The sequence below is a fragment of the Mesobacillus stamsii genome (assembly GCF_030814065.1).
GTDB classification, from domain to species: Bacteria; Bacillota; Bacilli; order Bacillales; family Cytobacillaceae; genus Mesobacillus; species Mesobacillus stamsii.
The window spans coordinates 18,168-30,751 of sequence record NZ_JAUSUN010000035.1 but is presented as its reverse complement, the minus strand read 5'-3'; the positions used below and the strand labels follow the sequence as shown (position 1 = coordinate 30,751).

The following is a 12,584-nucleotide window of genomic DNA, read 5'->3' as shown; positions in this document are numbered from 1 at the left end:
AAAAAGTATACAATGCAGGGACTTCTTGATGAATTTGACATCATTGAGTGTTTTGAACAACCAGGTGCTCAGATCCGCATAGGAGAAGTAACTAAGCGTCAAAAGGCACTATACGAGAATATCGGCATTTCGCCACCAACCTCGTTACAGTAGCTTCGGGAATGCAGGATTTAAAAGAAGGATATTCTGGATATGTGTTGAATTACGGGATTTCAATAATTGCACCTTATTTCCATTGCGGGTACCACTATTATACTATAAAGAATTAGACTTGATTGGTAGGTTTTTGAGCAATCGTAGAGCGATTTCGTTCTTCCTAGGTCTCATTCGGGAATCGAAATATTTGCTGCATGGTCGGTTGTTTTAGTTTTGCTGGGGTTATTTGTCCTGGGCTTGTAGCGGCATGGGTATTTTAAATCTCAAGATATAAATTGCTTCGAAAATATGGCATAAACCATAATAATGATGCGATGACTGGCGCATCTCTAGGAGCGAAATAGTCCATCGTCCATAGGACAATAACAAGAGAAAGGCTCATAAAATGGGGACTCAAGGATATGTCCCGACTTTATGAGAAACGATACTTAAAAGGTTGAACCGCCCTGTATGGATTCGTACGCAGGGTGGTGTGAGAGGTCGACTAGCCAATTAATGGCTAGTCATCTACTCGATTTCCCAACCAATTGCATGCCCAACTAATGTTCAACTTGAAGCTGCTTCTCAGCCATGCTTAACAGACAATTATTTTGGAGATGCCTGGTTATCTTCCCTCCGAAGCTTTCTCCTTACAATTTTACCGACAGCGCTTTTCGGAAGGCTATCAATGAATACAACATATTTTGGTTTTTTATAAGAAGCTAGATGCTGTTGGCAATGCAGGATGAGTTCTGCTGATGTTGCAGTCATTCCTTCCTTTAGTACGATGAATGCTTTGACTGTCTCCACCCACTTTTCATCAGGTACGCCGACGACAGCGGCTTCTCTCACTGCAGGGTGTTGATAGAGCACCTCTTCCACCTCACGAGGATAAATGTTATAGCCGCCACTAATAATCATGTCTGATTTTCGATCCACAAGATACATGTAGCCATCTTCATCGATGTATCCCATATCACGGGTATATACCCACTTTCCCTTCATCGTCTCTTTTGTCAGTTGCTCCTCTTTCCAATAACCAGCCATTGCCTGACTGGAGGAGATGATAATCTCGCCAATTTCCCCTGCCTTCATTTCCTGTCCTTCTTCATTTACAATCTTTAATTCTGTTGTTACCGTTGGCCTTCCACAGGATAGAAGTCGGTTGTATTGTTGAGGATTTTCAAGTGCCTCCACGTGATCGTCAATCCCCATTACCGTCAGGATAAGTGGAGCTTCGGTTTGGCCAAAGTATTGGATGAACTTCGGTCCCCATAATTCCAATCCTCTTTTCAGTGCTTCGCGAGGCATAGGAGAGGCACCGTAGATGATGGAGCGGACGGAATTGAATGAGTATTTTCCCACATCAGGGTATGACAGCAACATGACTACCATCGTTGGTACAAGGTTCAGGGTTGTCGGTTTTAATTGTTCAACCGCTTCAAGGAAAGACTTTGGTTCAAAACCTGGCAAAATGGCATTTGAAGCTCCGCTCACCCAGTGAGGGAGGATGAGTGTTCCGGATGCGTGAGTGAGTGGTGCGGCATGCATCATCATGTCGCCCTCTTTTATTGTGAGTGTAGACAAAATATTTGCTGCGATAGCTGCCCATGAACGTTGTGTATGAATGGCCGCTTTCAATTTACCTGTTGTACCTGACGTATATTGAAGAGTTACAGGATCATCTTCCTTCAATTCGACTTCGGGTTCTTCATCAGAGACTAGCTCCATTTCTTTAGAAACCGGAATTGTCCAATCGTACGTTGATACACCATTAACTTGACAATACCATTCCAAATCTGGGGTCTGTGGACGCAAAGTTGCAACTTTTTCAGCAAACTCCTCTGTAAAAAGTAATGCTTTTGCATCCGTTTCATTAATCATGTGAATTAATTCTTGCTCAGAAAGCCTCGTATTCAAAGGGACGCGTACAAGTCCCGATTTAATCATTGCAAAATCAATTTCTACACTTTGGACTGAATTGGCAAGCAAAAAGGCCACCCGATCGCCTTTTTTGAGGCCAAGTTTGTGGAGAGCATTTGCAAGCCGATTGGAGTTTTGGTTCACTTCTTTGAATGTACGTGAATCCCCTTCATAAATGACAGCAATCTTATCAGGATAATATACAGCGCCACGGCGAATCAATTCTGCAGCAATCATTCTCTTCATCCCCCTTATTGTTTACGATTTTTGAAATTTCCTAATCCTTCTTCTGTTTCAAAGCTTTTTGTATGGGGCATACCAAGTTGACATTCAATACGTAAGGCTTCCTCCAACGGCAACCCCCAACCTCTGACCGCCGCTTGTTTATCCGTTAAAAGTGAACCCTGCGGATAAGCAGCAATCTGTTGGGCAAGTTCTATTGCACGGTTCAATAGATGTTGAGAATCAACCACCTCTGTGACGAGACCCCAATCCAGTGCAACTCTTGCATTGATTCTCCGACCTGTGATAATCAAATCCATTCCCCTTCCCCAGCCCACAATCCTGGGAATCCTTTGTGTACCCCCATCCACAAGCGGTACATTCCATCTGCGTTCTAGACAGCCGAACTCTGCGTTTTCCGAAGCGATTCGAATATCACACCAGGCAGCCATCTCCAATCCACCAGCAAAACAGTACCCGTTCACTGCTGCGATTGTGGGCTTGAAAATGTCCGTCATCCTGGTGAACCCCAGATATCCGCTACCGTTGTAAACGAACTGAGGATCATATTGATCATTCGGTCTTAAGGTATCAATCGCCTTCAAATCCGCTCCGGAACTGAAGGAGGCTCCTTCCCCGGTAAGAATCGCCACCCTTGCATCAGAATCATCGCGAAAGTTGACCCAAGCTTCATTTAATTGACCGGCTGTTTCCCCATCGATGCAGTTGTGTTTCTCCGGGCGATTAATTTTTATCACAGTAACAGGACCAACTTGTTCAACAAGCACTTTGCGCATGATATCCCCCCTCGTATATTAGTAAGAGCTCTTTCTAGAAGAATTTCCAGTTGATCCCGATCCTCTGAAATTAGTTTAGGACCTATGCATAGGTTTTAAAAGGTTGGCCTCTCTGGTTCCCCATCAAATATTTTTTTGTTTTACCCCTTTACTGAAATTAATAAAGAGCAAGATAATTTACTTACTAGTAAGTAAATTATCTAATTATTCTAAATTTAACACGTAATTAAAGGAAAATCAACGCCATATTGCGAAAATTCAACCTTCCTTGTAAACTTTTTATATTAGAAGAGAGACGGTGATATAAATGAGAAACTATAAAGAGGTAACAAGGGAACGGATTATTGATGAAGCTGCTGCACTATTTTTTGAGAAGGGCTATAAAAATACAAGTCTGGAAACAGTAGCAAAACAATTGGAGATCACTCGTCCTGCAATCTATCACTATTTTAAAAATAAAGAGGAAATCATCACAGCAATCATTCGCGAAGTTTTGAAAAAGGTGACAGCTTACTCAGAAAAAGTGCTTAATCAAAATATAAAACCCTCGGAAAAATTTGAGCAAATGGTTATTCAACACTTATTGCTCATTCTGAAAAATAAAATATTCGTGGGTATTTTCTTTGAGGAACAAAAAAGTTTACCTGAACAGGCAACCAAAGAAACCATTAAACTTATTGACGAATACTATAAAACTTGCACAGATCTCTATAAAAAGGCGATGGAGGGAGGGTGTTTCATTCAAACTGACCCATCGATTGCGGTACAAACAATTCTAGGAGCTTGCAGCTGGTCTTACAAGTGGTATTCACAGGCTGGTTCAATGGCAGCGGAAGAAATGGCGAAAACAATGAGCGTGATTTTAATGAGGGGGTATCGCGTATGAGAGGGACATAGGGACAGGTTCCTTGTCCCACCATTTTTTTACAACTGAAGGCATGGGGTGTGGGTGGCTGGGTTGTGTGAGAATGAATAAACAAAAATCCGCCTGGGCAATGTGTCTTGGTGGATTTTTTGTAATCGGGTTATTCTAAGTCTTTTGTACTGTAGGATTTTCATTTATTGTCGCGAATTGGTTTTTCTTTATGGGAGAAGGGGCGGTTCCTGGGTTCCATTAGGAAATCGAAATGTTTGCTGATGGGCGGGTTGTTAGAGTTTTACTGGGGGTTATTCCGTTTTAGTTGAAAAAGAAAGAGGTGACCAATGGGTTTCTTTCGATCTGTTGCCTTGGCAAGACCAAATTATCCCAGATGTATTTGGAACGGTTAAGGAGAACACCTACTAATAGTTTTTATGAGGTGCTATCTGCTGAAGCATACACGAAACATGGTCTTAATGTTCACTCGGTTGTCTTTGATGAATTGCACGCCCAACCAAACCGAGAGCTATTTGATGTTATGACAAAAGGTTCTGGGGATGCTCGACTGCAGCCGCTTTTCTTTTTAATTACGACTGCAGGTACGGATCGGAACTCCATTTGTTAGGAAGTCCATCAAAAAGCGGTAGACATTATCGAGGGAAGAAAGATTGACCCTACTTTTTATCCAGTCATTTACGGAATGAAAGACGACGATGATTGGACTAATGAAAAGACATGGTATAAAGCCAATCCATCTTTGGACCATACCATCGACATAGAGAAAGTTAGAAATGCATTTATTAGTGCAAGGGAAAATCCTGCTGAAGAAAACATCTTCAGACAGCTGCGGTATACTAAGAATGTAAAAATGGCTGAATGTTTGACGCCTTTAATTGTTCCAGCCAAGCTTTTTCATTGTATATATGTGAAAAATGAAGAAACAAGGTCACTAGTAAGGGAGAAATTACAGTCAAAGGAAATTACCAAAACTCCGCCATTTGTCGATGTTGGTTACTGGCTATAGAAAAATCCGTTTAAGAAAGTGGGGTGAAAAATGATTATCTATACTTCAGGTGATTTATTAAAATCATCAGCAGATGCATTGGTGAATACGGTAAATTGTGAAGGCTATATGGGGAAAGGGATCGCTTATCAGTTCAAAATGCAGTTTCCTAACAATAATAAAGATTATCTCAAAGCCTGTAAAACAGGAGAACTACAAATTGGGAAGCTACATCATTATAAAGAAGATGGTAAAATCATCATTAACTTTCCGACTAAAAACAAGTGGAGAGCGAAGTCTAAGATTGAATATGTAGAAAAAGGACTGAACGAGCTTGTAAAGTTAATAGAGCAATTGGGTATTCAATCGATTTCTATTCCACCTTTAGGGAGCGGAAATGGTGGTTTGATTTGGAATGATGTGAAATTGTTAATTGAGAAAAAGCTATCCGATGTTGATGAAAATGTTCAAATCCTTATATACGAACCGTCACAAAATTACGTATCCCAACCAAAAGCTGAACCTAATTTAAGTTTATCAGGGCTTGTTTTAATGGATATCAAACATCACCTCAAGAAATTTGATACGTTACGACTTCAAAAGACGGCTTTCTATATGGATATTTTTTCTGGGGAGCATTATTTCAATTTCACAAGACATAAATACGGTCCGTACGATAATTCTATTGCTATTCTTAGTAAGAACATTAAAGAATATCAGAAGTATCATGGGGTTGAAAATACGCAAGAGGCCTACTGTATTTTATATAATAAAATTGTAAGTGGTCAAGTTGAATCAAAGCTTGCAACGTTACAACCATTTATTAAAAAAGCGGCAGAATACATTAACGCACTCAGTACTAATCATGAATTAGAATGTTTGTCTACTATTACGTATTTATTGAAGGAAAAACAAGAATTAACACAAGCTGAAATTGTAGATGAATTCAAACGCTGGTCAGAAGTTAAAGCAAACAGATTTTCAGAAGATGATATCGTAAGCGGGATCGATAAGTTGTTCGACCTTCACATTATTGAAAAAACATTAATGGGATACACACTTAAACAATCGTTCGCTTATAATCATAATTAATGGGACAAATAGACGGTCCTTTTAGAGGACAATCGGAAGTTTTCCACAAAAAAAGGCACGATCAGCGGTTTTAGCTGCTCATCGTGCCTTTTGCTTTTTAGGTCTTTCCTCTAACCCACAAAATTTTTGATTGCCTCAGAAGAATGGAGTCGCACCATGGCGTGAGGACGATCTATGACAATTCAATCTTGGACTTCCTCTCTATTTCTGGAGTTTTTTTGATTCCTTGAAGGAACCAAAGGTATTCAAATGGGGAAAATGATGGAATAGAAAGACTGGCGATATTTAGATTTAAAGAGCATAATAACAATTATATTTAACTCGTGTCCCTTAATTGTAAAAATAGCCCCTCTTTTGTAGAGGGACTATTTTTACTTCTTCTTAAGTTTATTCAGCAGATCTTCCACCTTCTGCCTGGCAGCTTCAGTCTCATCTTCTAACAATTTTACTTCCTGTACACTGTCATCCTCATTAAATTCAACAAATAAGATATCGCCTTCTTCAGCACTTGAGGGCAAAGATTCTTTTCCAATTAAAACCTCTGTAGTTTCATCCTCTCTAAACAACAATACAGCCATTTCTTTTTCGAATCGGTCAAGTGTGTACTTACCTGGCAAGTTCATCAATTATCGTCCCCTGCGGGTCAATTAGTCTTGCGGCGTCCCCGTTATTATCCCAGATATAAGCTGTAGTCCAAAGAAGATGAGTCGGCCTACTTTCATAAGCGCTTCTTCCAGTTGTCACAGTAACCGAGGCACCTTTTTTCAAGACAAAATCACTTGGAAAGTCGTATTGCTGGTTTCCATCAACACTGATTAATGTCCAGCCATCCATTGGAATATCTTTTGTATCGATATTTTTCAATGTAACGATTTCTTGGCTTAAATCTAGATTCGTGATATCGATTTTTCCAGTATTGGGATTTGGCTGAGGTTCAGTTCCTGGAACACCTTGAACAAGTTGTATGGATGAACCATCTGATTCAAAAGCAATATCTCCATTGGTTGTTGGTACTACTGTCGCACCCATAGCTGTTAGTCGATTTACAACAACGCTATCGGGGTGTCCGTAACTATTTCCTTCTCCAAAAGACAATACTGCCCATGCTGGTGTGACCTCGTTTAAGAACACTTGGGAAGATCCCGTTTCAGATCCATGATGGGAAACCTTAAGCACATCTGCATTCACATCAAAGCTGGAAACCATGTCAGCTTCCGTTTGGATTCCTGCATCTCCGGTAAATAAGAATGATTTTGAACCGTGAGTAACTTTCAATACAACAGATGCCTCATTATTATCCGCAGCACCTTCACCGCTATTCAATACTTGAACCTTCATTGCGGAATCTACATTTAAGTATTCTCCTGTTTTTGCAATATGGAAAGGGATATTTTTCTGGTCAATCAATGTTAAGTATTCCATGTAAGTTTGAGACGTATGGGATTGCCCACTATCAATCACATTTTTAACAGTCATTTGATTTAACACCGGAATTAAACCTCCAATATGGTCCGCATCAGGGTGTGTCGCCACCAGATAATCAATGGATGTTACGCCAGCTGCTTTAAGGTAGGAAACAACTTTTTCACCAGCTGTATTGTTACCTCCATCGATTAAAATCGTTTTCCCATTTGGAGTAATTAATAAACTGCTGTCTCCTTGTCCAACATCCAGGAAGTGAACAGCTAATTTACCGTTTGAGGTAGATGGCTTTACTTTAAAACTATCATTTAAAGCCCTAGCCAAGAAAGCAGAAAAGTCTCCGCGCGACAGCTGTTTATTTGGTCTGAAAGTATTGTCTGCATACCCTGTCGTTATGTCAAAGGCGAGAATCTTTTTAATCGAGGAGTAAGCCGTCATACTCGGGCTTACATCTGAAAAATAAACAGTTGCTTCATTACTTAACTTAAACGCTCTGGCTAGGAAAATAGCCATTTGCCCGCGTGTAACTGGCTCCTTTGGCCTATATGTGCCATCAGCATATCCACTGACTATTCCCTGCTTAACCGCCGAATCTATATATCCGGATGCATAATTGCTTGCATCCACATCAGAAAAAGTTGTGTTCCTTTTCGTGCCATCTAACTTTAGCGCTCTGCCAATCATAGCCGCGGCAGCATCTCTCGTTACAACAGCATTTGGCTTAAACTCACCATTGCCGTAACCGCTAATAATCCCGCGATCATACAGATACATGACCTCGTCATAGAAATTGTAGCTTGAATGTACATCCGTAAACTCCGTACTAGCATGTACATTCGGGGTAAAGAAGCTGAACAAAAACACAGAACAAATTATCAATAATAATTTTTTCAATCTCTCCACTCCTTTCTACTATTACTAGGTTAACACAGGGGTAATAGTAGATTAAATGGGACAAAGGGACAGTTTTTGCGTCTCGTTCGAGAGTGGAAATATTTGCTGGTGGATAGGTTGTCTGAGATTTGTTGGGGTTATTTTTCCTGGGCAAGAAGCAGCGCGGGTATTTTAAATCTAAAGTTTGGGACATGGGGACTGTTCTTGTGTCCTTTCGGAAGTTGAAATAGTTTGCTGATGGTGAGGTTGCCCGGGTATTGCTGGTTTTATTTGTCCTGAATTTTAAATCAACATGTGTTTTTTCAAATGCATAACAAAAGCCAGGTCGAAAAGGGTTGTGTGTTCTGACCTGTTTTTTGTTAATGGATGGAATTTTATTCTAGATCCTTTGTGTTGTAACTTTTGTTTTCGTTATGGTGGGTATAAGCCAATTTGGCTGGGATTGATTTCTCTTGCATAGATGGATGAAAGGGTAGTTAGGCAGGGTTGAACTCATTCTTCCCATCCCCACCTTAAGTTGGAAACGGAAATCCGGACACAGCAATGGTTCTATTAGAGGGAAATCGAAAGTTTTGCGCTAAAAAAGGCACGATAAGCGGTTTTAACTGCTTATCGTGCCTTTTGATTCAGCTTAAGAATTGGCGAGACAGAATCCACAGTAAATTTTAAAATTTCTGAAATTGCAGAAAAATATATTGACGCAATATTAACATTTTATTAAAATGTAATTAAACTTTATATTTTTAAAGTAATTTGTGGAGTTTTACTACACTAAAGATGGGAGATAAAAATGGAAAATGGGTTGGAACGAATTAGACAAGGCATATCTATATTAAAACCATCTGAAAGAAAAGTTTCTGAATATATTCTTGATAACCCAAAAGAGATATTGCAAATGCCTATTGCCGTGTTATCAAAGAAAACGAATACAAGTGAAGCGACAATAATTCGAATGTGCCGATCGCTTCATTTTAAGGGGTATAGTGAATTAAAGTTAAATATCGCTGCTGCTCTTCCACAAAAAAATCCAATTGAGCATAAATATCAAGATATATCACCAGATTCAAGTCTCTCAGAAACAATTTCACAAATCGCTTCCAATAATATATATTCCATCAAAAATACACTTTCAGTTAATGATGAGGAAGTTATGAAAAAGGTGATTCAAGGGCTCCATACAGCCAGAAGAATCGCTATCATTGGTGTTGGTGCATCTGGGATTGTTGCACTTGATTTCGAACAAAAATTAAAACGTATTAATAAATGGTGTGAGGCATTAATTGATAGTCATTCACAATTAGTTTCCGTAATAAATTTAAATGATGAGGATGTTCTCTTTGCTATCTCGTATTCAGGAGAAACGAAAGAAATAATTAATGCTGTAAACATTGCTAAAAAAAATAACATTAAAGTTATTTCTCTAACAGAATACTCTAATAACACACTCCAAAAACTTGCTGACCACAATCTATTTGTATCGTCAACTGAAAACTTTATTCGAAGTGCTGCAACTGCCTCTAGAATCTCACAACTCACTATCATTGATATTTTATTCACTGGATTAGCCTCTTTATATTTTGATGAAGCAGTAAAATACTTGGATAAAACGAGAGAAGTTATCTCAAAGTTTTCCAAATGATTTTCTTTGTAGTATCTACTTTTCATTGGTAGTAACCGTTAATCACTTTCCTTTTCCTAATCTTGTAGTGATTAAAGGTTTAAACAAATACAAAAAAAGAGGTGTTAAGGAGTATGTTTTTCAAAAGAAGTTGGTTGATTATGATTGCTTCAATTCTGTTGTTTGCTTTGGTTGGCTGTTCAAATGAAACTACATCAGAAGAACCCAAAAATGGAGAGCCTAAACAAGGTTCAAGCGATGGTGTTTCAGGTGATCTGGAAGTTCAATATTTCGTTGGAGGCTATGGAGATGAGTTTTGGAAAAAAGCCATCGAGGACTTTAAAGGTACCTATCCTGATGTAAATGTAATTGAACATGCAGGCCCAGACATTAATACGGAAATGAACACACGTTGGATTTCCAATGATCCACCTGATGTTGTTTACATCGATGGCAATGGTGCAAATGAAACTCAAATGATTGCTGATGGACAGCTAATGGATATCAGTGAATGGGCCAAAAACATTAAGATGGAAGATGGAACTCCGTTGTTACAGAGCTTTATTTCACCAGCGGAAGAATTGGACGGTGGAAAAATATATAGTTTACCTCTTGTTTTTGATACTTGGGGTGTATGGTATGACAGCACATGGTTTGAAAAACAAGGATGGGAAGCACCAACTGATTTTGACAGTTGGATGGAATCAATGAAACAGATTAAAAAGGATGCTGATATTTCACCATTTAATACTACTGGTCAATATGCACAGTACTTCCAACGTGGAGTATTATATCCAGCATTTGCTGCTGCTGGTGGTGAGGAGTTATTAAATGACTTGTCAAATGGAGTTATTGAAGCGTGGGAAAGTGAAGAAGTTTTAAAGGTTATGAAAAAAGTACAAGCAATCGTTGATGCAGATTTGGTGGATTCAGGTTTTGCAGCTTATAACCATACCCAATCTCAAATGAACTTCTTACTTCATAAGAATGCATACATTCCAGTTGGTTTCTGGCTTCCAAATGAAATGGAAAAAGATACTCCTAAAGATTTTAAATTTGGGTTTGTTCCTACACCCATGAATGATACGGGAGATGCAATGGCGCTTGTCCCAGATATTCGTACAGTTGCGATTGCGAAAGAAGCAGACAATCCAGAAGCGGCAAAAGCATTCCTTGAATTCATTTTTACTGAAAAATATGCGCAAAAATTTGCTGAGACAACTGGGGCAATCATGAATTTAAAGAATGTAGACCTGTCAGCAAATAATAATGTTCCTGAGTTCTTAAAAGGAATTAATGATATGATCAATAATCCTGGTCAGATTGAAATTCATCAAAGAAATACTCCAGAAGGTGATGAGCAAGATATTGCTGTTGAGATCACTGCTGAAATCAAGCTGCAGATTGTTGACATACTAATGGGACGGATTAGTGCAGAAGAATTTGTAGAAAACATGACAAAGAAAGCAAAAGAATTGAGAGGCAACTAAAACTTTATGATAAAAATAAAGAGAGATCGTGAAAAATTCAATCTCTCTTCGTTTTTATTAACAGGATAATCAATTTTATAATGGGGATTTTTTACTTCATCCTAAGTAAACAAATTTCAAACTGTGGACTTAAGTACATAAATGAGTAATTCAATTAATTGTTCGTTTTTATATTTAGTTCTCATATTATGGAATTAACAAGTTAAAGAAAGGAGTGATGGGTGTGGTTCTGTCAAAAAAACAAAAATATGTCTTTTTGACGTTTTGTTTACTCCCTACTTTTATAGTATTCTGTATTTTTACAGTCTATCCTATGATTGGTGGTCTATATTATTCATTCTTTGATTGGTCAGGTACCAGTTCAGTCAAAGAATTCATTGGCCTTGGAAACTATCAAAAGCTTTTAAGCGATTCTGTTATTCCTAAAGCAATAGTTAATGATTATATTTTCGTATTTGTAAAAGTATTTGGAATTATGATTTTGGCTCTCTTTTTTGCGGTTGCTCTCACACAACTTCGCTTAAAAGAAGCTCCGTTTTACCGGATCGTTTTCTTTTTCCCAAACATAATGTCGGTGGTTGTTATCGGCATACTATGGCAATTCATTTATGACCCTAATATAGGAATCGTGAATGGAATTCTACGAACAATGGGTTTAGAGGAATGGACAAGGCCATGGTTAGGAGACATGACTTGGGCCTTGCCAAGTATCGCAGTTCCTGCGATTTGGGCAGGTATAGGATTATTCATGTTGTTATTGATGGGTGGAATCACTGACATTCCAAAGAACTTATATGAGGCAGCCGAGATTGATGGAGCAAGCGAATGGCAGCAGTTTTGGAGAATTACAGTTCCGTTGATCTGGCCACAAATCAAAACCTCTATTATCTATATTGTCATTACATCTTTAAACGGCTCTTTTGTCCTCGTTCAAGTAATGACTGCTGGTGGACCAGGGATTGCAACAGAAGTATTAGGTTCTTATTTATATCAGAAAGCTTTCGAAGATTTCAAGTTCGGTTATGGTGCAGCAATTGGAGTGTTAATACTTGTTGCATCTTTACTCACTGTTATAGTTTTACAATTTCTTCTGAAAAAAGAAAAAGTAGAGTATTAGGGAGGGGATGCA

Annotated in this window: 9 protein-coding genes and 1 pseudogene; 6 read left to right on the top strand and 4 right to left on the bottom strand. The window is 38.7% G+C overall.

Annotated elements, in window-relative coordinates; genetic code table 11:
- Nucleotides 1-741: 741 nt before the first annotated feature.
- Both J2S25_RS18120 and J2S25_RS18115 read right to left on the bottom strand, forming a co-directional pair.
- Nucleotides 742-2,295 (bottom strand): class I adenylate-forming enzyme family protein, encoded by a 1,554-nt coding sequence (locus tag J2S25_RS18120; RefSeq protein WP_044390350.1) that lies wholly within the window; start codon nt 2,293-2,295, stop codon nt 742-744.
- Nucleotides 2,296-2,309: 14 nt separating this feature from the next.
- Complete coding sequence (locus J2S25_RS18115; protein ID WP_044390349.1) at nt 2,310-3,077, bottom strand: enoyl-CoA hydratase-related protein; 768 nt, start codon at nt 3,075-3,077, stop codon at nt 2,310-2,312.
- Between the two features lie 307 nt (nt 3,078-3,384).
- Here J2S25_RS18115 and J2S25_RS18110 point away from each other — a divergent pair, with 307 nt between their 5' ends.
- The 3 genes and pseudogenes from J2S25_RS18110 (at nt 3,385) to darG (ending at nt 6,031) form a co-directional block, all read left to right on the top strand.
- Nucleotides 3,385-3,963, top strand: a complete 579-nt coding sequence (locus J2S25_RS18110) for a TetR/AcrR family transcriptional regulator (RefSeq protein ID WP_044390348.1) — start codon at nt 3,385-3,387, stop codon at nt 3,961-3,963.
- A 373-nt stretch (nt 3,964-4,336) separates the two neighbouring features.
- Nucleotides 4,337-4,960 (top strand): annotated as a pseudogene (locus J2S25_RS18105) (terminase large subunit domain-containing protein); the annotation flags it as partial.
- A gap of 30 nt (nt 4,961-4,990) precedes the next feature.
- Nucleotides 4,991-6,031 carry a type II toxin-antitoxin system antitoxin DNA ADP-ribosyl glycohydrolase DarG gene (darG, locus tag J2S25_RS18100; protein WP_044390343.1) on the top strand — a complete coding sequence of 347 codons (1,041 nt, stop codon included), beginning with the start codon at nt 4,991-4,993 and terminating at the stop codon, nt 6,029-6,031.
- 371 nt (nt 6,032-6,402) lie between these two features.
- On the opposite strand, the gene J2S25_RS18095 is transcribed toward darG, so the two are convergent.
- On the bottom strand, nt 6,403-6,654 hold the full coding sequence (locus tag J2S25_RS18095) for a DUF3006 domain-containing protein (protein ID WP_044390341.1): 252 nt from the start codon (nt 6,652-6,654) through the stop codon (nt 6,403-6,405).
- Nucleotides 6,638-8,347, bottom strand: a complete 1,710-nt coding sequence (locus J2S25_RS18090) for an S-layer homology domain-containing protein (RefSeq protein ID WP_052806896.1) — start codon at nt 8,345-8,347, stop codon at nt 6,638-6,640. Before J2S25_RS18090 ends, J2S25_RS18095 begins: the two co-directional genes overlap by 17 nt.
- A gap of 790 nt (nt 8,348-9,137) precedes the next feature.
- Between J2S25_RS18090 and J2S25_RS18085 the strand changes: the two genes are divergently transcribed.
- From J2S25_RS18085 to J2S25_RS18075, 3 genes are all read left to right on the top strand, one after another.
- A complete protein-coding gene (locus J2S25_RS18085) occupies nt 9,138-9,986 on the top strand; it encodes a MurR/RpiR family transcriptional regulator (protein ID WP_044390339.1) in 849 nt (282 codons plus the stop codon).
- A 113-nt stretch (nt 9,987-10,099) separates the two neighbouring features.
- The gene (locus J2S25_RS18080) at nt 10,100-11,455 is read left to right on the top strand and encodes an ABC transporter substrate-binding protein (RefSeq protein WP_044390337.1); all 1,356 of its coding nucleotides are present in this window, start codon (nt 10,100-10,102) and stop codon (nt 11,453-11,455) included.
- A gap of 223 nt (nt 11,456-11,678) precedes the next feature.
- Entirely contained in the window at nt 11,679-12,572 is an 894-nt protein-coding gene (locus J2S25_RS18075) for a carbohydrate ABC transporter permease (RefSeq protein ID WP_044390336.1), read from the top strand.
- Nucleotides 12,573-12,584: the final 12 nt, after the last annotated feature.